This window comes from Cupriavidus sp. PB-02 (assembly GCF_058252315.1).
The window spans coordinates 2,176,423-2,195,193 of the sequence record NZ_CM177694.1 but is presented as its reverse complement, the minus strand read 5'-3'; the positions used below and the strand labels follow the sequence as shown (position 1 = coordinate 2,195,193).

The following is an 18,771-nucleotide window of genomic DNA, read 5'->3' as shown; positions in this document are numbered from 1 at the left end:
GATCTCCAGCCTGGGCCGGTGGGACAACTGTGGCGGCGCAGAACAAGACGCCCGGCAAGTGCGTCGCTGGTTTCCAGCATCAGGCCACTCCAGCCCCATTCGCCCAATACTGGTACCGCCAGGAAAAGCCATCGCGCGGTGGCATGGTGCCGGCGGGCGCCCCACCGCCACGATAGGCAAAGGTGTACAGCACCAGCGCCGTGCGCCGCGAAGAGTATCGGTCCCGCAGGGGCATGGCCTCCCTTGCAGGCCACCAGCGCGGTGCAAGCAGTGTGCCGCTGACATAGGCCAGGCCGCAGTGCCCCCAACCTGCGGCCGAGAGCTGCCACAGCCAGCGGTAGCGGGCGTTGGAGGGGCGTGAGCGAGCGCGCATGCAACTCCTTGTTTCCATTCGGATCAGGTACGGCGCTGGTCCGATCCGTCCACTTTTGCGTTCCCGGACGGCTTGCCGAACAGAGACAACGATCGGTTAAGGTGACTGTGGCAAAAAAAACCGCCCGGGACAATTCAAGTTACAGTCCGGTCGGCAGGTCACCAGCGGGACGCCCGATCCCTGGGCCGCCCTTCATCAAAGCTGCGCCCCGTGCCGCTCACGATCTGATTGATCGCTTCAGTGTTGCTCCAGGCGAGTACCGCCTGCACTACCATTGGAATGAGCAGATGCGGCGGCTGCCCGCAATAATGACTTTCACGCCACGATCTTCCGAGCGATGGGAGAAAGAAATGGCAACCTACGAGTTCAAGGACAAGGATCTCCAGTTCCTTGCCCAGGGGGCTGACTCCTGTTTTCCGTCCCCTGACACTGCTTTCGTTGAGTGCGCAGACAGCCATCCGGCGTTCCTGGTGACATGGCCGGAGAGCGGATCGACGACGATGAGTCTCAAGGTGCAGATTCGGGCAAGCCAGTACGCCGGTTTCCTGACGGATCCGTTCAGGGGCCGCGAAGTCCTGCGCAAGGCAGTCGAAGACCGCCTTGCGATGATCCACACCGTGAAAAGTGGGCTTCTGGTTGCCCCCGACATCTAGGGGTTTTGTCGTCCGCTTGCGCCCGCGACGGGTGCAGTCTTGAATACTCCTGGCTGCACCCGTTATCAGAACAGTCAAGCATGCGCCAGCGGCTTGCCGGCTGTCGCGCGGGAACGCACGCCATGCCCCCGACGCAACGCAACCATGCTCGATATCCTGCGCAAGACCACCGATGTGCTGTTCGACTCGAACCGGCGTTTCCGGCAGGCCAGACTGTTCCACGCCACGCGCGTCGCGCTCGCGTTGCTGGTGTCGATTGCCCTGACCACCGGCATCGAAATCCCGCATGGGGAGTGGGCCACCATCACCGTGCTGGTAGTCATCGGTGGGCTCCAGCACCACGGCAACATCCGGCGCCGCGCCGCCGAACGTGGGCTCGGTACGTTGATCGGGGCACTGGTTGGTTTCGCGCTGATCGTGCAGCAGTCATACTTTGGCGCGCCGTTGCTGACGTATGCGCTGTTGGCCTTGGTCTGCGGCTATTGCGCCTACCACGCCATCGGCAAGGGTGGCTATATCGCGCTGCTTGCAGCGATCACGGCGGTGATTACCGCGGGCCATGGCGAACAGAACATCCATGATGCGTTCTGGCGCACCGTTGACGTGTTCATCGGTACCGCGATTGCGCTGGTATTTTCGTTTGCGTTGCCGGCCTATGCCTCGTATTCATGGCGCATCCGGCTTGCCGGGCTGTTGCGGGCCAGTATGTCGGCCCACACAAGGATGCAGTACGGCTTCGCCGACGCCGCGGAGCTGCGGACGACAATGCTGGACCTGGGCGCAAAGCTGATCCCGCTGCGCGGGCTGATTCCCTCAGTGGCCAAGGAGACCGGTGTGCCGGCCGCCGACCTGGAAGAAATCCAGCATGGCGCTCGCGTGTGTATCAGCGCGCTGGAACTCATGGCCACGATCGAACAGGAGGCTGGCCTTCGCGAGGGCGACGACCCGGGCATCGATGCCGCATTGCTGGCAATGGCCGACGCGCTCGAAGCCGGCCAGGCGCCATTGCCAACGCCGGCCTTGCCTCCGGCTCCGCCGGCGGGCGCGGCGAACCCGGAGCCGGGGCCGCTTCCGATCATGGCGCGGCAGCTGGCCGGCGAGCTGGACCGCATACGCACACGGCTAGACCGGCTGAGCGAACAGTATGGATTTCCGTACGTCGCCCGATAGGGCGGACCGAAGGCCCTGAGCTGTTGGCGTTGGCTTCCTCCCTTCCTCCACTGCACCGCTGGGTTATCAACCATTGGTTTCGAGTCAATCCCCATTCCTCGCCCTAGTGCTATCCGCGGCGGACTTCTAGAGTGGATTCCAACGGCGACGCGCTCCAACTGACTGAACGCAAGCCGCCCCAAGCATCCATTTTCCGTACCCTCAGGAGTTGACCATGATTGCCCATTTCTCCCGCGTGATTGCCGTTGCTTCCGTGACCCTGGCCGTTGGCGCCACCCTGGCCGCCGGCAGTGCCCATGCCGGTTCGCTCGTTGCCGGCATGGGCACTGCCGGCGTGTCGTCCTCGCCGGCCCGCTCGGTCGATGCCTTTACCGACGGCGCCCGCAACGGCCCCCGCAACCCGTATGTCGACGGCGCGCGCACCGGCAACCGCAATCCGTTCGTGGATGGTGCCCGCATCGGCGGCCGCGATGTCTTCAGCGATGGCGCGCACAACGGCCGCCGCGACGTGTTCACGGAAGGCGCCTGACCCGCGCACCTATCCCCGATCCCGGCCGCCGTGAGCGGGGTCTCCTATGCCGCTACGACTGCCGGCAGGCTCGGAGGCTCCGCTTTGGCAATTCCCTGAGGAGTTGAATCATGTCCAGGCGCATCGCCCGTTTTTTCCTGTTCGCCGCGCTGCTCGCCAGCGGCACGTGGCACCTGATGGCCAGCGCCGCGACACCGGAGGAAGACCGCAACCGCGCGCTGGTCGCGCGTAGTTTCGATGCCTGGCGTGACGGCACCGGCAGCCCCTATGATCTTCTCGCCGACAACGTCCGCTGGACCATCACCGGCAATTCACTGGCATCCCGGACTTATCCAGGCCGGGATGCCTTCCTGGTAGAGGTAATCCGTCCTTTCAACGCGCGCATGCAGACGCGACTGGTGCCCACGGTGCATCGGCTGTACGCAGAAGGGGACACGGTGATCGCACATTTCGACGCCAGTGGCACCGCTCGGGATGGCCAGCGCTATGCCAATTCCTACGCCTGGATCCTGCAGATGCAGGACGGTCGCATCGTCCGTGCGTACGCGTTCTTCGACAGCATTGCGTTCGATGCATTCTGGCGACGGGTGACACCGAATCCTGCAAATTGAGCATGCCGTGTTGCGCAAGCCGCAGGGTGTAACGATGACATCCGGGAGGAGCGGGGAAGGGCGCTCCTCCCCTTCCAACGCTTGAGAAAAACGCAAGCGACGCGGGCAGAAAAATCGTTTGTCAGCGAGCGATCCAGCTACAACCATACATGGCAGGACCAGCCATGGCGCGAACGCTGTCTGGCGATTGAGCGATTCCCGATCACCCCACGGACGAAAGGCGAGCAAGACTTGAAGGCATTTTGCAGTGCTTCATTCTGGTGCCTGGTTTCTTCGAGGAGGCAATAAGACAAAGCAAGACATTTGCGCTTGTCCGACGCCTGTCAGCGGGTCCTTGAAAAAGCCAAAGTTGTGAATAAAGTTAGAGCGCGCCGCACATGTTTCACAGCCTTGCCGTTACCGTTCAAGTTTGTCGCTGGCCGCGCTGCGCGCACGCGAAGATGACAAACCTGCAATGTAGGCGTGCCGATGGGCGAGGCAAGCCCCTTTTTTGCGGTGCCGCCACCCCAGCGTTCCCCACGCTCCGACACGGAGAAAGAACATGGAAGACCACACCACAGCGCCCTCGGCAGGCCCTAGCATCGCGCTTGATGGCGATGCAGACACGCTCTCGCGCCGGCAATTCCTGCAATCCGCTTGCACCTCCGGCGTGGGCATCGCGGGCGCGGCCTGGGTCCCTGCGGCATCCGGCCAGTCTGCGCCGCAAGTGCCCGCGCAAGCCGGTGCCAGCGCGGGATATCCCGTCACGCTCAAGGTCAACGGCACCACGCACCGCCTGACGGTGGCGGCCAATGCGATCCTGCTCGACACGCTGCGCGACCAGCTCCATCTGACCGGGACGAAGAAGGGATGTGACCACGGCCAGTGCGGCGCGTGCACGCTGATCGTGAACGGTGTCACGGTCAATTCATGCCTGTCGGTGACGGTCATGCATGATGGCGACGAGATCACGACCATCGAAGGGCTGTCGCGCGATGGCAAGCTGCACCCCGTGCAGCAGGCGTTCTGGGATCACGACGCCTACCAGTGCGGGTACTGCACGGCAGGGCAGATGATGAGCGCGGTCGGCATCCTGCAGGACAAGCGGATTGCGGCCGACGACGCCGCGGTGCGGGAAGCGATGAGCGGCAACATCTGCCGCTGCGGCGCTTACAAGAACATCGTGGTGGCCATCCAGGACGCGCGCGGCAAGATCCGGAGGAACGTCTGATGCGGAACTTCGAATTTGCGCGCGCCGCCGATGTCGAGCAGGCGATCACGTTGCACGCGCGGGGCAGCGACACGGTCTACCTGGCCGGCGGCACGACGCTGCTGGACCTGATGAAGCTCGACATCATGCAGCCCGCCCGCGTGGTGGACATCCACAAGCTCAAGCTCGACCAGATCGAACCGCTCGGCGACGGCCGGGTGCGGATCGGTGCCATGGTCAGCAACACCGACCTGGCCCGGCACGACCATATCCGCAAGCATTACCCCTCGCTGTCCCAGGCACTGCTGTCCGGTGCGAGCACACAGCTGCGCAACAAGGCCACGACCGCCGGCAACGTGATGCAGCGGGTGCGGTGCGGCTACTTTCGTGACGGGGTCTCGCCGTGCAACAAGCGCAGCCCGGGCTCGGGCTGCGCCGCCATCGAAGGCCTCAATCGCAATGTGCACGCGGTGCTCGGCGGCAGTCCGCACTGCATCGCCGCGCACCCGTCCGACATGTGCGTGGCCATGGTGGCCATTGGCGCGACGATCCACGTGCAGGGGCCCAAAGGCAAGCGCGACATTCCGTTTGCGGATTTCCACCTGCTGCCCGGCGACACGCCGTGGAAGGAACACGCACTGGAAGCCGACGAGATGATCACCCATATCACGCTCGATGCGCCGATGCCCGGCAGCCGCTCGGCTTACGTGAAGCTGCGCGACCGCGGTTCGTACCAGTTCGCGCTGGCCTCGAGTGCCGTCGTGATCGCGCTTGACGGGAAAACCGTGCGGGATATCCGTATCGCGCTCGGTGGCGTCACGACCAAGCCGTGGCGCGCGGCCAACGCGGAAGCCGTGATGCGCGGCAAACCGGTTTCGGAGGCATTGATCCGCGAGGCAGCCGCCACGGCGATGGCTGGCGCGCAGTCATACGGACAGAACGGCTTCAAGCTCATGCTCGGCCAGCAGGCCGTCATGCGAAACCTGTCACTTGTCACGGCCTGAAGGGAGTTCTCGCGTGAACAACACTGCTATCGGCGCGTCGCCGCGCCGCATCGATGGCCGGCTCAAGGTGACCGGCACCGCCCTCTATACGGCCGATCGCTCGCTGCCCGGAATGCTGCACGCGTACGGGGTATACAGCACCGTGGCGAGCGGCCGCATCACCGGCATCGACATCGCCGAGGCGCGCCGCGTCCCCGGCATGGTCGACATCCTGCACAACGGCAACTTCCCGCGCCTCTACCGGATCCCGAAAAGCCCGATCTCGGGCGCGACGATCCTGACCGCGTCGATCACCGACGAGCACCGGCTGCCATTCGAGGACAACACGGTCCACTACGGCGGCCAGATGGTGGCGCTGGTCCTGGCCGACACGTTCGAGCACGCCCGCGAGGCCGCCTACCGCGTCAAGGTGTCGTACGCCCGCACGAAGCCTGTCACGGACCTCGAACATGGCATCAAGGCGAACGGCCTGCGCGATGGTGGGCGAGGGCACTCACGCGGCACACCGGCGCCAGCCTTCGACCAGTCGGCCGTGAAGGTCGACGCCATCTACCGCACCCCGGTCGAAACCCACAACCCGATGGAAATGCATGCCACGCTGGCGTGGTGGGAGGGCGGCGACCTGCACCTTTACGAAGCCACGCAGGGCGCCACCGTCCATCGCAATACCATCGCGCAGATCTTCGGCCTCACGCCCGAACGCGTCACTGTCGACGCGCCATTCATCGGCTCCGGATTCGGCTCCAAGCTGTTCCTGTGGCCGCACTCCGTCGCGGCCAGCGCGGCGGCGCGAATGACCGGCCGGCCAGTAAAGCTTGAGGTGCCGCGCGCCTACATGTTCACGACCACCGGCCATCGGCCCGAAACGCGCCAGCGCGTGCGCCTGTCGGCCGGGGCCGATGGCAAGATCACGTCGATCCGGCATGAATCGGTCAACACCACCTCGTTCATTGAGCAGTACGTCGAGAACTGTGGCGGGATGACGCAGAGTGTGTATTCGTGCCCGAACGTCATGGTGAGCCACCACACGACCGATGTGCACCGGGGCGCGCCGACGTCGATGCGTGCCCCGGGCGCCGCGCCGGGCCTGTTCGCGCTCGAATCCGCCATCGACGAACTGGCGCTGGCCTGCCGCATGGACCCCCTGCAGTTCCGGCTTGCCAACCTGTCCACACGCGACGAAAGCCTCAACCTTCCGTGGTCGAGCAACCATCTGCGCGAGGCCATCGAGCAGGGCAGCCGCAAGTTCGGCTGGGACCGGCGCGATCCGCGTCCGGGTTCGATGAAGGCTGGCACCGAGATCGTCGGCTACGGCGTGGCGGTGTGCAACTGGGACGCCTGGCGCACGCCAGCCGAGGCCCGCGTCCACTTGCGCAGCGATGGCACCGCATCCGTGACCAGCGCGATCCAGGATATCGGCACCGGTATGTACACGATCGTCGCGCAAACGGTCAGCGAGCTGACCGGGCTGCCATTCGAAAAGATCGACGTCAAGCTGGGCGATTCGGCCTTTCCCGCGGCGCCGGTAGCCGGCGGGTCATGGGCCACGGCCAGCGTGCTGCCCGCCGTGGCCGAAGCCACGCGCAACGCGATCGGCCAGCTGCGCACCTTCGCGACGCAGGAGGGCGCGGCCTTCGCCGGGGCCAAGCCTGAAACGCTGAAGATGCAGAATGGCCGCCTGACCGACGGCAAGCGCGCTGTCGACTACGCCTCGGTCCTCAATGCCCAGCGATTTGCCAGCGCTGAGGGCTTCGCCCGTACCGGCGGCGCGCCGGTCGACAAGCTGTCGTTCATGTCCTTCGGCGCACACTTCGTGGAAGTGCGCTGGGACCCCGGCATTTCGCGGTTGCGCGTGGCCAGGGTCGTGAGTGCGATCGATGTGGGGCGGGTCATCAACCCGGTCACTGCCCGTAACCAGGTAGAAGGCGCGATCGTGATGGGCGTCGGGATGGCCTTGTTCGAAGCCACCGAGTATGACGAACGCGACGGCATGCCGGGGAACAACAACTACGCCGAGTATGCGGTCCCGGTGCATGCGGACCAGCCGGAGATCGACGTGATCCTGCTCAACCATCCTGACCTCGAATTCAATGAATTCGGCGCGCGTGGCATAGGCGAAATTGGCATTACCGGCTTTGCCGCGGCCGTCGCAAACGCCGTCTACCACGCCACTGGCAAGCGGATACGGGATCTTCCCATCACGAAGGAGAAGCTGATGGCATGAGCCAGCTTCTCGGCGGCCAGGGTCGGGCCGAAGTCGGCATAGCTGTCGCGGATCAGCCCGAGCGCTCGCGCCGCAAGGCCCGGTGGGGTCCGGTTGTTGGCCGGCTGACCCTGGTGGCGATTCAGCAAGCCGGCAGCGCCGTGCTGTTGGTAGCGCCGCAGCAGGCGCAGGGTCTGGCGGGCGCTCAGTCCCAGCCTGGAGGCGGCAATCCCGGTCTTGAGATAGCCGTCGGCCAGCGCTTGAACGACCTTGAGCCGGTCGATCTGCCGTATCGTCATGGTAATGGCTCCTGCTGGCATGACGGGCTCCCGCGCGCTGGAAGCCGTCAAGCTTACGCCTGCCAAACTCGGACATTTGAACTTAGCCAGAACCGGACATTACCGCTTAGCCGCTACAGAAACAATGTCCAGCCGGTTTTGAAAGGTCGTAACGCCAGCTAAATTCAAATGTCGGAGCGAGCGTGCTTTTTGTGCGGGGTTGGCGCCTTTTGCTGGGTTGCGGTGGGGCGGTGGTGCTGGCCTGACGCGACCGAGGCTGGCTCAGGGTGGGGCGGTGGCATCGCTCTCGGCAACGGTAAAAGGTCCGCCTTCTGATGGAGCGGGGCCGCAGCGATCGCGCGTTCCAGATCGAGCCGGTTGATCAGCCGCTGTCGCTTGGTGTTCGGCGCCGGCTGGTGCGGGCGCGGTGGCGCGCCGGCCAGCGTGCGCGAGGGCCCGGCTTGCTGGCGGCTGTCGCGCAGCGCCTGCACCTGCGCCGCGAGGTCAAGCATGTGTCCCAGCCGCTTGTGCTCGACGATCGCGCCCTGGTCGATCTCAGCGAGCCGGTCATAGGTGGTGTAGGGCAGGGCAGTGCCATCGGCCCACAGCTCGATGCGCCCGTCCGGATACTCGGCGACCTCGAGGTAGCGGTGGATCAGGCGCCGGTGCTCGGGCCGGTCCTCAAGCAGATACATCACCTTGTCGTATTGCAGCGTGAGGCTGGCCGACACCTTGCGCCACTCGCGCCAGCTGAAGATGCGCGCCAGGTCCTCGTCGCCACGCAGCGGCCGGTGCGCATCGAAATCGCGCTTCGGCACCTTGGCAAAGCGGGCGTTGAAGTCGGCGATGAAATGCGGAACGAAGGCGTTGGCCGCGGCCATCGCGCTGATCCCGCGCAGCCGCAGCTCCTTGACCAGGCGGTCCTGCAACGTACCGTTCATCCGCTCGACCCGGCCCTTCTCAAAAGCAGTCAACTACACGTGATCTGACCGGTGGGATGCAATCCTTCCGGGTTACCCATCCCTTCCATCCGCTTTACGGGCGAGAATTCGCGCTGCTGGAATGGCGCAATGCGTGGGGAGAGGACCGCGTCTATTTCTACGACGAAATGGGCAACCTCAGGCGCATGCCGGCGACCTGGACGAGCGCAGCGGCGCCAAACGCATTCGAGGTAACGTCGGCCGGACGATCGCATTTCCGGGTCGAGGACCTGTTGCAACTTGTTGCGCTGATTGCCCGACAGCGGGAGGCTAAGAGATCTGGAGGGCCGCGAGCGCGCAAGCGCAAGATGTCAAGGGAATGATGCCGTTGATGTAAAGATATTTATGCCGTTTTAGTATCCGTGCCTATACCTCTCCATGGGCGCATGATTCAAGGGCGGGCATAGAGCAGGGAGGTTACGGGGGCACTGCTATTCTTTGTCCGTATAAAATCCTTGACATCGGCAATACGTGGGCATAATTTAGATTACATATGACCCGCATCCGAAAATCCGACCCCAAGCTTGCAGCGCTCGAAGAGAGCGGCACGGTGAATCCTCACTCGCAGGGCATCGATGATCCCGCTTTTATCGCCGGCGATTTCTTCGACCCGCGCGATCTGGTACAGGCCCGCTACGAAATGCTGCGTCGCGTACGTGTCGATGGTCAGGCCATCGCCGATGCCGCCGCGCACTTTGGGGTCAGCCGACCGACGTTCTACAAGGCGCAGGCCGACTTCGATCGAGAGGGCCTGGTCGGGCTGCTGCCAGACAAGCGAGGTCCTCACGGACCACACAAGATCACCGACGACGTGATGCGCTTCATCGAAGAAGCACGTGCCGCGGAGGACGGTCTCGATGCTCAAGTTCTTGTCGAGCGGATTGCAGAACGCTTCGGTTTGACAGTGCATCGACGCACCGTAGAACGCGCCCTGGCGCGATCGAAAAAAAAACGGCCATAAAAGTCCCCACTGCAGCGCTCGATGTTCATGCGCTGACCAGATACTACGAGGCGTTGCGAAAAGACGTCGTCGAGTTGGGCGGACGCGGCCACACGATGATGCGCGGTCGCGCACTCGTCATGTTCAAGGGGATGGCCGCCTGGATGAAGTGTGCGGCCGAAGACTGCTCGCCTCGTCCGGTGCCTGTAGTCGCGACGAGCGGGCTGAGTCTGCCTGTAGGTATCGAACAGAATCTGGTTGACATCGTGGCAACCATGGCGATCGCGACAGCGCTAGAGGGGATGAGATGACTGCAGAGACCCACTCGAAAGTACAGGCAAGACACCTCAAGAGGAACGCCTATCTGTACGTGAGGCAGTCCTCGTTGCGGCAGATGTTCGAGAATACTGAGAGTACCAAGCGCCAGTATGATCTGCGACAGCGCGCCATCGCGCTCGGATGGCGCAACGATCAAGTTGTGGTCATCGACTCGGACCTCGGCTTATCCGGTGCATCGGCGGTCGAGCGCGAGGGCTTCCAGCGCCTCGTCACCGAGGTGAGCCTGGGACGGGCCGGGATCGTGATGGGTCTGGAGGTGTCGCGGCTGGCGCGCAACTCAACCGACTGGCATCGGCTATTGGAGATCTGTGCACTCGCCGACTCCCTAATTCTTGACGAAGATGGAATTTACGACCCTGCGCATTTCAATGATCGGTTGCTGCTCGGCCTGAAAGGCACGATGAGCGAGGCAGAGTTGCACGTCATGCGGGCACGGCTACGCGGTGGCATCCTCAACAAGGCGCGCCGCGGAGAACTCGAGATGCGGCTGCCGATCGGCTTTGTCTACGACACCGAGGGGCGTGTGCGCCTGGACCCGGATGCACGTATCCAGGAGAGTGTTCGTCAGCTCTTCCGCACGTTTCGTCGCACGGGCTCAGCCACTGCGACCGTCAAGGCCTTTCGTGACCAGGGTCTTCAGTTCCCGCGCCGGATTCACCGCGGAGAGCGCAAAGGCGATGTGCTGTGGACCGAGCTCGAACACTCACGCGTGCTGTGGGCCCTCCATCATCCGCGCTATGCTGGTGCATTCTGCTTTGGGCGCACGCGGCAACGCAAGCATCCCGATGGTCAGAACGTCTGCCTGCGACTGCCGCCCGAGGAGTGGACGGCGCTGATTCGCGATGCGCACGAGGCTTACGTGAGCTGGGAGGAGTTCGAACAGAACGTTCAAATCCTACGCGACAATGCCCACGCACTTGGCCTCGACCGTGAGAGAGGGGCACCTCGCGAGGGGCCGGCGCTGCTGCAAGGCTTGGCGATCTGTGCCAAATGCGGCGAGCGAATGACCGTGCGCTATCACATCCAAGGCACGCGCAGGGTGCCGGATTACATGTGCCAGCGCCGGGGCATTCAGCACGCGCACCCTGTGTGCCAGAGTGTCCATGGTGGTGAGCTTGACGATGCAATTGGCCGGTTGCTCGTGGAGTTGGTCACGCCGGTAACGCTTGAGGTCGCTCTGGCCGTGCAGAACGAGCTTGAGAGCCGTACCGAGGAGAGCGACAGACTACGCCGTCAAGAGGTCGAGCGAGCGCGCTACGAGACCGATCTGGCGCGCCGTCGTTACATGCAAGTCGATCCGGAACATCGATTGGTTGCGGACTCGCTGGAAGCGGAATGGAACCATGCGCTCCGCGCTCTCAGTGAGGCCCAGGAACGCTACGAGAAGCAGCGCGAAGCTGATCGCGCCGGAGTTGACGACGCACAGCGCACAAGCATCATGGCACTTGCGAAGGACTTTCCTCGCCTGTGGAACGATCCCCACACGCCAGATCGTGAGCGCAAGCGCATGGCACGCCTACTCATCACCGACGTGACCCTGCTAAAAGGCACGGACGTCAGCGCTCAGATACGCTTTAACGGCGGTGCAACGCACACCTTGCACGTGCCACTATCCAAGCCCGCGTGGATGTTGCGGCAGACCCCGCCAGCCGTCGTCGCTGAGATCGACCGGCTTCTGGAAGACCACACCGACGGTGAAGCGGCAGAGCTGCTCAATCGCCAGGGACTCACGTCAGGTCAGGGCAAACCGTTTCACCACGCAATGGTCACCCGGATTCGGCTCTCCTACGATCTGCGAAGTCGCTACGACAGGCTGCGCGCGCGTGGTTTGCTCACGCTGGACGAGATTGCAAAGTGCCTCGATGTCACACCGACTACCGTCAAGATATGGCGCCGTGCCGGCCTGCTCGTGGCGCACCGCTACGATGACAAGGGGCAGTGTCTCTTCGAACAACCTGGCGCGGATGCGCCAGTGAAGTATCGCCATCAATGCAAAACCCGCGGTAAACACGCAGTCGCCGCGTAAACATCATCCCACTCGACCCATGAGGTGCATTGTGAAGCATAGCCCTTGGCCGGGCTCGAATTGGCGCACAGGATGTCGATGTTCAGTTCGAACAGCGCGCGCCCGAACTGGGTGTAGCCGCGGCCTTCGGCGGCATCCCTGGCGTTGACACGGAAGATGCCGGCCTTGTCGGAATAGAACGCCAGCGGCTTGCCGTGGCGCTCGACATAGGCGCGCGTGGCGGTGAAGTACGCTGGTGTGGATTCCGATGGCACGAACAGCAACTGCATCAGTTGGCCGGTCGCGTCATCGACATAGACCAGCAACGTGCAGGCCGGCGCCCGGTCCTCGAACCAGGCATGGTCGCTGCCATCGATCTGCACCAGCTCGCCCAGGCAGGCGCGGCGATTGCGCGGCTGGTGCACCTTGGGCGGGCGCAGCTTCCGTGGCACCCAGAAGCCGGCATCGACCATGATCCGGCGTACCGTTTCCGTGGCCAGGTCGATGCCATGGCGCTCGCGCAGCTTCTCGGCGGCCAGGGTCGGGCCGAAGTCGGCGTAGCTGTCGCGGATCAGGCCGCGGACGCGGGATTCCAAACCCGGCGGCAGCTGGCGGTTGCTGTCACGGCCGCGCTTGCGGGAGCTCAGGCCACTGGGCCCGTCTTCCTGCAAACGCAGCACGAGCCGCCGGACATGGCGTGCGCTGATGCCCAGGCGTTCAGCCGCCCGCCAGCGTGCCAACTGTCCATCGGACACCGCTTGAATGACCTGGAGCCGGTCCAGTTCGCGCATGCTCATGGTGATCGTTCCTTGCCCATGCATGACCGGCTCCCGTTTGCCAAGGAAAGCCGGTTAGGATAGGCCGCTAGAGTCGGTGGGTGACATTTGTATTTGGCTCAGAGGTGACATTACTAATTGGGTCCAACAAACAAAAGACGCATAATGTATATTATGTTAAATCGTTGAAACGAGTCTCCCACAAGCAAAAGAAAGCCATCATGCGCGCCTGCCGACAAGCCAGCCCTGCCGCCAGGGCCGCCGCAGTCTGGCTGCTGGTAGCGGCCATGGCCACCGCGACCTGGCTGCTGCCGCGCATCGCGCAGCCGCCGCAATACCATCGTTATGCCGACCCTTACGTCTGCTTCGGCACGCCTCACTGCCTCGACATCGGCTCCAATCTGCTGTTCCTGCTCGCGGGCGCGGCCGGCCTGCGCTATCTGGGCACCACGGCTGCCAGCCGCGCCTTCATCGCGCCAGCCGAGGCCTGGCCTTACCGGCTGCTTTTCTTCGCCGTCTTCCTCGTTGGCCTGGGCTCCGGCTACTACCACCTCGCACCAGACAACCAGCGACTGGTGTGGGACAGGGCCCCGCTGGCGCTTGCGCTGATGTCCTGGCTGGCCGCCAACCTGTGCGAGCGGGCCAGCCTGAAGGCCGGCTTGCGGCTGCTGCCGCTGCTGCTGATCGCCGGGCCGGCCAGCGTCGGCTACTGGGCTTGGAGCGAAGCCCGCGGCATCGGAGACCTGCGCCCTTATCTCCTGGTTCAGGCATGGGCCATGCTGGTGGTGCCGCTGCTGCTCTGCCTCTATGCGCCGCGATACACTGGCGACCGGGATGTGCTGGCAATCACCGGCTGCTATGTGCTGGCCCTGGTCTGCGATGTGCTGGACCACCAGATCGCGGCGCTGACGGGGCTGGTCAGCGGGCACACGCTCAAGCACGTGTTCGCGGCGCTGGCCGTCTACGGCGTCCTGCTTCGGCTGAAGCGGCGTCACACCGTTGAGGATGGAACATGACCGTGCCCCAACCGCGTGGCCACGCTCTCGAGCCCCGCGTGCCCTCTGCCCTGGGCGCCGACGTACGGCCGCGCGAAGTGTGGGCATGGGCCATGTATGACTTTGCCAATTCGGGCTACACCACGGTGGTCATCACCGCGCTGTTCAATGCCTACTTCGTCGCCGTGGTGGCCGGCAATGCTCCCTGGGCCACGCTGGCCTGGACCGCGGCACTTTCCCTCTCCTATGCGCTGGTGGTGCTCAGCGCGCCGCTAGTCGGCGCCTACGCCGACCTGCGCGCAGCCAAGAAGCCACTGCTTGCCGTGACGACGACGGGTTGCGTGGTGTTCACCGCCCTGCTCTATTTTGCGCAGCCCGGCACCCTTGGCCTGGCCATCCTGTGCGTGGTCCTGTCCAACTTCTTCTTCGGCAGCGGCGAAAACCTGATCGCCGCCTTCCTGCCGTCGCTCTCCACCACCCGCGCCCTGGGCAGGGTATCGGGCTGGGGCTGGAGCCTTGGCTATATCGGTGGCCTGGCCACGCTGGGCATATGCCTGCTCTATGTCAACTGGGCCACCGCACGCGGCGACGTCGCCAGCCAGTTCGTGCCCGTCACCATGCTGATCACGGCGGCCATCTTTGCCCTGGCGAGCCTGCCGACGTTCCTGCTGCTGCGCGACCGCGGCGCAGCGCAGGTCGCCGCGGCCGCGCCGGCTGGCGAGCAGGCCATTGGCATGGCCTGGGCCAGGGTATGGCAACGCCTCGGCCACCTGCGCCAGTTCCGGGACCTGCGCCGCTTCCTGCTGTGCACCCTCTTCTACCAGGCCGGAATCCAGGCGGTGATCACGCTGACCGCCATCTACGCCAACCAGGCCATGGGCTTCACTATGCAGCAGACCCTGACCCTGGTGCTGGTGGTCAACCTGACGGCGGCGGCCGGCGCCTTCCTGTTCGGCCCTGTGCAGGACCGCATCGGCCACGTGCGCGCCATTGCCCTGACGCTGCTGGGCTGGATCCTGACCATCCTGCTGGCGCACGCCGCGCGCGAAGCGCCGCTGTTCTGGCTGGCCGCCAATGTGGCCGGCCTGTGCCTGGGCGCCGCCCAGTCCGCCGGACGGGCCATGGTGGGGCTGCTGGCTCCGCCCTCGCGCGCGGCCGAGTTCTTCGGGCTCTGGGGCCTGGCGGTCAAGCTGGCCTCGATCGCCGGGCCGCTGACCTATGGCATGGCAAGCTGGCTGACGGGCGGCGATCACCGGCAGGCGCTGTTGGTCACCGGCAGCTACTTCGTCGTCGGGCTGGGCCTGCTGTGCGGGGTCAACACCGTGCGGGGCCGGCGGGCTGCCTTGCGCGCAGAGCGAAAGGTGGGGCTGGAGACCGGCTGCGGCTCGCCACTGCCGGACCCGCTTGCAGACTAGAATAAAATTGCCCTTTTGCGGTTGGATCGCTTTTTCCGCTTCCAGACGCCAAGACTCTGGCGTTGGCTCAATGCCCAGGCTGCTGCGCGTTACCTGTCCGAAAACGCGCTTCAGGAGGGATATGCCATGACGGCAATCGAAAAGCCCTCTCCGGGAACTTATCCCGGTCGCTACTGGCATTTCCTGGACGACGGACGCATGCAGTGCGACCTGTGTCCGCGCCACTGCCGCCTGCATGACGAGCAGCGCGGCGCCTGCTTCGTGCGCCAGCGGCTTGGCGACCGGATGCTGCTGACCGCCTATGGCCGCTCATCGGGCTTCTGCATCGACCCGATCGAGAAGAAACCGCTCAACCACTTCTACCCGGGCAGCGCCGTCCTGTCGTTCGGCACGGCAGGCTGCAACCTGGCCTGCAAGTTCTGCCAGAACTGGGACATCAGCAAATCACGTGAGATGGAGACCCTGGCCGCAGCGGCCATGCCCGAAGCCATTGCCGAATCGGCGGCGGCCCATGACTGCAAGAGCGTGGCTTTTACCTACAACGACCCGGTGATTTTCGCCGAGTACGCCATGGACGTAGCCGATGCCTGCCACGAACTGGGCATCCTGGCGGTGGCGGTGACCGCCGGGTATATGGGCACGCAGGCACGACGCGATTTCTATAGCAGGATGGACGCGGCCAACGTCGATCTGAAAGGCTTTACCGACGCATTCTATGTTGCATTCACCGGCGCGCATTTGCAGCCGGTGCTGGATACGCTCCTGTATCTGAAGCACGAAACGAAAGTCTGGCTCGAGATCACAACGCTGCTGATTCCGGGCAAGAACGACAGCGATGAGGAGATCCGCGCAGAGGCCCAGTGGATCGCGAGGGAACTGGGCACCGACATCCCGCTGCACTTTACGGGATTTCATCCCGACTACAAGATGCGCGACGTGCCGCCGACGCCGTTCTCTACACTTGCGCGTGCCCGCAAGCTCGCGATCAAGGAGGGACTGCATTACGTGTACACCGGCAACGTCCACGACATTGCAGGCGCAACCACCTACTGCCCCGCCTGCCACGCACCGCTAATCGTGCGCGACTGGCATGCCATCGAAAGCTATCGCCTCACGCCCACCGGAACCTGCCCCGACTGTTTTGCGCCGGTTGCAGGTTGCTTCGGGCCTTTCGAGCGTCAGTTCGGGCGGCGGCGGATTCCTGTACACATCGGAATGTAGGCCGAAGACGGCCCCATGCCAGCAAACCTCACTCCCGAGTACAAGCAGGCCGAACAAGCCTATCGGCTGGCACGCCAGCCGCGCGAGCAGCTCGAATGCCTGAAGGAGATGCTTCGTGTCATCCCGAAACACAAGGGAACGGAGCGTCTGCAAGCCGATATCAAGTCGCGGATCAGGGAACTCACCCAGGAATCCGCGGGCCACGGGAAGGCGGCTCACAGAGGGCCCTCACATGCGGTGCATCCCGAAGGCGCGGCCCAGCTCTGTTTGATCGGCCCGCCCGGCGCGGGAAAATCCAGCCTGCACGCGAGGCTGACAGGATCGAGCAGCGAGGTCGGGCCCTACCCTCACCCGACCCAGTTGCCGATTCCCGCCATGTTGCCGTTCGAGGACATTGCTTTTCAGCTGGTGGATCTGCCACCTGTATCAGCCGAATTCATGCAACCCGGGCTCACCGACATACTGCGGGTGACAGACGGCGTGCTGCTCGTGGTCGATCTGAGCGCGCCAGACTGTACAGAACAATTGGCGCAGATTCTGCGGCGGCTCGCCGAGGCAAAGATCATCCTGTCGGAGCGCTGGCCGGGTGAGGCCGACAGCCCCGGGGCGACGCCGGAACTGGCGGCGGCTGACCCGTTCAGTGTTCACCTCCCTACGCTGCTGCTGGCCAACAAGACCGATCTCGCCAACTCGGAAGACGCGGCCGTGCTCGAAGACCTGCTCGGTGTACGCTTTCCGGCGCTCGTAACCTCGGCAACCCGCGGACGAGGGCTGGCCGAGATCGGGCCGTTCCTTTTCAAGGCGCTGGGCATCGTGCGTGTCTACACCAAGGCACCCGGGAAACCCGTCGACCAGAATCGGCCCTTTACGATGCGTCGCGGCGACACCGTGCTGGATGTCGCCCTGCGGGTGCATCCGGATCTCGCGCGTACGTTCAAGTTCGCCCGCATTTGGGGGAGTGGCAAGTTCAGCGGCCAGCAGGTGGGCGCCGATCACCCGGTAGCCGATGCAGACGTGGTGGAACTGCATGCGTAGGCGCATCGCTGACCGACCCGGCCCGCGGGGTGCGGGGTGCGGGGACACATCGCAGGAGGCGAGCGACGATGACCTAAACTGAAAGATCGTCTTTCGCGTGCTCGTGCTTGAGGCAATGCAACGTCGCTTGCGGCCGATGGAAGCAGGCGAATGGCGATGGCAGACGCGCCGCAACGCTTCTGCTAAACGCGCGGCCGGTTGCTCCCATATGACTGCCGTGCCGGATTGCGGAGCAATTTCTTGCACGGAGGTATGCCATGACTACATACGTCATCCTCAGCCGTCTCGCTCCTGACGCGTTCACGGATCCCAAGGACCTGAAGAAACTCGCCGCCACGGTGGCCGAGAAAATCAAGACGGAATGCCCTGCCGTCACCTGGAAGGACAGCTATCTGACACTCGGGCGCTTTGACGTCGTGGACATTGTTGAGTCGGACGATCTGAAGCAACTCGAGCGGGCAGCGTTGATCATCCGAGCCTATGGACACGCCGCGACCGAGACGCTGCAAGCGACGCCTTGGGACGAGTTCATCGCGGCCCTGTAACGGAGATCGATGGATCAGGCTCGAGGCAATGAAATTCACCGGCTTGATGCTGCATCTCACCGCCGCATGTACAGCACAGGCGTGCAGCTGCCCGCGCGGCGGCACAGCCGGATTCTGGTTGACCTAATCGTCGGCTGCCCTATAATTCAAGTGCTGACTGAGACACGCTTTAGCAAAGCGAAGGTAGGTCAGTGAAACGATCATGGTTCCCTGGATGAAGCGTGATCGTGCAGGCCGAATATGCCTGCAGGCCCGAACCGGATCATAAGTTGCTGACCCGGTTCGGACTCGCCCGTGGCTGGAAGCGCTGAGCACCTGTAGAAGGTGCTTTTTTATTGGCGGCATACACGGCGACGTTGACCGCTCGCGTCGCGGGCGCCGCCATTGAGCCGTTTCGGTCGACGTGCCGACGCCGCGCACGCTCACGGCGGCGCAAGAAAAGTACCCTTTAGTTTGCGTCCCCTTTGCGACGGTCGATCGGTTCGCAGCGTGTCATGGCGTGCTTGCTAA

At 64.1% G+C, this 18,771-nt stretch carries 17 protein-coding genes and 2 pseudogenes; 15 read left to right on the top strand and 4 right to left on the bottom strand.

The window, feature by feature from the left end; all coding sequences use genetic code 11:
- Nucleotides 1–79 precede the first annotated feature (79 nt).
- Entirely contained in the window at nucleotides 80–373 is a 294-nt protein-coding gene (locus tag AC10V3_RS10340) for a hypothetical protein (protein ID WP_022535154.1), read from the bottom strand.
- A 350-nt stretch (nucleotides 374–723) separates the two neighbouring features.
- Between AC10V3_RS10340 and AC10V3_RS10335 the strand changes: the two genes are divergently transcribed.
- From AC10V3_RS10335 to AC10V3_RS10305, 7 genes are all read left to right on the top strand, one after another.
- On the top strand, nucleotides 724–1,026 hold the full coding sequence (locus AC10V3_RS10335; RefSeq protein WP_022535153.1) for a hypothetical protein: 303 nt from the start codon (nucleotides 724–726) through the stop codon (nucleotides 1,024–1,026).
- Between the two features lie 144 nt (nucleotides 1,027–1,170).
- Complete coding sequence (locus AC10V3_RS10330) at nucleotides 1,171–2,196, top strand: FUSC family protein (protein ID WP_490923640.1); 1,026 nt, start codon at nucleotides 1,171–1,173, stop codon at nucleotides 2,194–2,196.
- A gap of 214 nt (nucleotides 2,197–2,410) precedes the next feature.
- Nucleotides 2,411–2,725, top strand: a complete 315-nt coding sequence (locus AC10V3_RS10325) for a hypothetical protein (RefSeq protein WP_022535151.1) — start codon at nucleotides 2,411–2,413, stop codon at nucleotides 2,723–2,725.
- Between the two features lie 110 nt (nucleotides 2,726–2,835).
- Nucleotides 2,836–3,336: a nuclear transport factor 2 family protein gene (locus tag AC10V3_RS10320; RefSeq protein ID WP_022535150.1), complete on the top strand. Its 501-nt coding sequence runs from the start codon at nucleotides 2,836–2,838 to the stop codon at nucleotides 3,334–3,336.
- A 541-nt stretch (nucleotides 3,337–3,877) separates the two neighbouring features.
- On the top strand, nucleotides 3,878–4,546 hold the full coding sequence (locus AC10V3_RS10315) for a (2Fe-2S)-binding protein (RefSeq protein WP_022535149.1): 669 nt from the start codon (nucleotides 3,878–3,880) through the stop codon (nucleotides 4,544–4,546).
- Complete coding sequence (locus AC10V3_RS10310; protein ID WP_022535148.1) at nucleotides 4,546–5,529, top strand: FAD binding domain-containing protein; 984 nt, start codon at nucleotides 4,546–4,548, stop codon at nucleotides 5,527–5,529. The genes AC10V3_RS10315 and AC10V3_RS10310 overlap by 1 nt, the downstream gene beginning before the upstream one ends.
- Nucleotides 5,530–5,542: 13 nt before the next feature.
- A complete protein-coding gene (locus tag AC10V3_RS10305; RefSeq protein WP_022535147.1) occupies nucleotides 5,543–7,753 on the top strand; it encodes a xanthine dehydrogenase family protein molybdopterin-binding subunit in 2,211 nt (736 codons plus the stop codon).
- On the opposite strand, the gene AC10V3_RS10300 is transcribed toward AC10V3_RS10305, so the two are convergent.
- Both AC10V3_RS10300 and AC10V3_RS10295 read right to left on the bottom strand, forming a co-directional pair.
- Complete coding sequence (locus tag AC10V3_RS10300; protein WP_022535146.1) at nucleotides 7,690–8,031, bottom strand: helix-turn-helix domain-containing protein; 342 nt, start codon at nucleotides 8,029–8,031, stop codon at nucleotides 7,690–7,692. The genes AC10V3_RS10305 and AC10V3_RS10300 overlap by 64 nt on opposite strands.
- Nucleotides 8,032–8,195: 164 nt before the next feature.
- Nucleotides 8,196–8,969: pseudogene (locus AC10V3_RS10295) on the bottom strand (transposase family protein); the annotation flags it as partial.
- 38 nt (nucleotides 8,970–9,007) lie between these two features.
- On the opposite strand from AC10V3_RS10295, the gene AC10V3_RS10290 reads away from it, so the two are divergent.
- From AC10V3_RS10290 to AC10V3_RS10280, 3 genes are all read left to right on the top strand, one after another.
- Nucleotides 9,008–9,313, top strand: a complete 306-nt coding sequence (locus tag AC10V3_RS10290; protein WP_490923638.1) for a DUF5372 family protein — start codon at nucleotides 9,008–9,010, stop codon at nucleotides 9,311–9,313.
- A 170-nt stretch (nucleotides 9,314–9,483) separates the two neighbouring features.
- On the top strand, nucleotides 9,484–9,951 hold the full coding sequence (locus AC10V3_RS10285; protein WP_022538598.1) for a helix-turn-helix domain-containing protein: 468 nt from the start codon (nucleotides 9,484–9,486) through the stop codon (nucleotides 9,949–9,951).
- A 286-nt stretch (nucleotides 9,952–10,237) separates the two neighbouring features.
- Nucleotides 10,238–12,295 (top strand): recombinase family protein, encoded by a 2,058-nt coding sequence (locus AC10V3_RS10280; RefSeq protein ID WP_022538600.1) that lies wholly within the window; start codon nucleotides 10,238–10,240, stop codon nucleotides 12,293–12,295.
- 41 nt (nucleotides 12,296–12,336) lie between these two features.
- Here the strand turns inward: AC10V3_RS10280 and AC10V3_RS10275 are convergent.
- A pseudogene (locus AC10V3_RS10275) lies at nucleotides 12,337–13,095 on the bottom strand (ISNCY family transposase); the annotation flags it as partial.
- Between the two features lie 176 nt (nucleotides 13,096–13,271).
- Between AC10V3_RS10275 and AC10V3_RS10270 the strand changes: the two are divergent.
- From AC10V3_RS10270 to AC10V3_RS10250, 5 genes are all read left to right on the top strand, one after another.
- Nucleotides 13,272–14,066, top strand: a complete 795-nt coding sequence (locus AC10V3_RS10270; protein WP_022535145.1) for a hypothetical protein — start codon at nucleotides 13,272–13,274, stop codon at nucleotides 14,064–14,066.
- Nucleotides 14,063–15,460 carry an MFS transporter gene (locus tag AC10V3_RS10265; RefSeq protein ID WP_490923636.1) on the top strand — a complete coding sequence of 466 codons (1,398 nt, stop codon included), beginning with the start codon at nucleotides 14,063–14,065 and terminating at the stop codon, nucleotides 15,458–15,460. The genes AC10V3_RS10270 and AC10V3_RS10265 overlap by 4 nt, the downstream gene beginning before the upstream one ends.
- Nucleotides 15,461–15,586: 126 nt before the next feature.
- Nucleotides 15,587–16,681 (top strand): AmmeMemoRadiSam system radical SAM enzyme, encoded by a 1,095-nt coding sequence (gene amrS / locus AC10V3_RS10260; RefSeq protein ID WP_041681054.1) that lies wholly within the window; start codon nucleotides 15,587–15,589, stop codon nucleotides 16,679–16,681.
- A gap of 15 nt (nucleotides 16,682–16,696) precedes the next feature.
- Nucleotides 16,697–17,716, top strand: coding sequence for a TGS domain-containing protein (locus AC10V3_RS10255; protein ID WP_490923634.1), 1,020 nt, complete (start codon nucleotides 16,697–16,699; stop codon nucleotides 17,714–17,716).
- A gap of 257 nt (nucleotides 17,717–17,973) precedes the next feature.
- The gene (locus tag AC10V3_RS10250) at nucleotides 17,974–18,261 is read left to right on the top strand and encodes a GYD domain-containing protein (RefSeq protein ID WP_022535141.1); all 288 of its coding nucleotides are present in this window, start codon (nucleotides 17,974–17,976) and stop codon (nucleotides 18,259–18,261) included.
- The last annotated feature ends 510 nt before the right edge of the window (nucleotides 18,262–18,771 follow it).

Bases quoted from the DNA above. Each gene is read 5' to 3' on its own strand.
- AC10V3_RS10290 (WP_490923638.1), top strand. From the start codon at position 9,008: ATGCAATCCTTCCGGGTTACCCATCCCTTCCATCCGCTTTACGGGCGA.
- AC10V3_RS10340 (WP_022535154.1), bottom strand. From the start codon at position 373: ATGCGCGCTCGCTCACGCCCCTCCAACGCCCGCTACCGCTGGCTGTGG.
- AC10V3_RS10325 (WP_022535151.1), top strand. From the start codon at position 2,411: ATGATTGCCCATTTCTCCCGCGTGATTGCCGTTGCTTCCGTGACCCTG.
- AC10V3_RS10330 (WP_490923640.1), top strand. From the start codon at position 1,171: ATGCTCGATATCCTGCGCAAGACCACCGATGTGCTGTTCGACTCGAAC.
- AC10V3_RS10255 (WP_490923634.1), top strand. From the start codon at position 16,697: ATGCCAGCAAACCTCACTCCCGAGTACAAGCAGGCCGAACAAGCCTAT.
- AC10V3_RS10315 (WP_022535149.1), top strand. From the start codon at position 3,878: ATGGAAGACCACACCACAGCGCCCTCGGCAGGCCCTAGCATCGCGCTT.
- AC10V3_RS10310 (WP_022535148.1), top strand. From the start codon at position 4,546: ATGCGGAACTTCGAATTTGCGCGCGCCGCCGATGTCGAGCAGGCGATC.
- AC10V3_RS10335 (WP_022535153.1), top strand. From the start codon at position 724: ATGGCAACCTACGAGTTCAAGGACAAGGATCTCCAGTTCCTTGCCCAG.
- AC10V3_RS10265 (WP_490923636.1), top strand. From the start codon at position 14,063: ATGACCGTGCCCCAACCGCGTGGCCACGCTCTCGAGCCCCGCGTGCCC.
- AC10V3_RS10285 (WP_022538598.1), top strand. From the start codon at position 9,484: ATGACCCGCATCCGAAAATCCGACCCCAAGCTTGCAGCGCTCGAAGAG.
- amrS (WP_041681054.1), top strand. From the start codon at position 15,587: ATGACGGCAATCGAAAAGCCCTCTCCGGGAACTTATCCCGGTCGCTAC.
- AC10V3_RS10270 (WP_022535145.1), top strand. From the start codon at position 13,272: ATGCGCGCCTGCCGACAAGCCAGCCCTGCCGCCAGGGCCGCCGCAGTC.
- AC10V3_RS10300 (WP_022535146.1), bottom strand. From the start codon at position 8,031: ATGACGATACGGCAGATCGACCGGCTCAAGGTCGTTCAAGCGCTGGCC.
- AC10V3_RS10280 (WP_022538600.1), top strand. From the start codon at position 10,238: ATGACTGCAGAGACCCACTCGAAAGTACAGGCAAGACACCTCAAGAGG.
- AC10V3_RS10250 (WP_022535141.1), top strand. From the start codon at position 17,974: ATGACTACATACGTCATCCTCAGCCGTCTCGCTCCTGACGCGTTCACG.
- AC10V3_RS10320 (WP_022535150.1), top strand. From the start codon at position 2,836: ATGTCCAGGCGCATCGCCCGTTTTTTCCTGTTCGCCGCGCTGCTCGCC.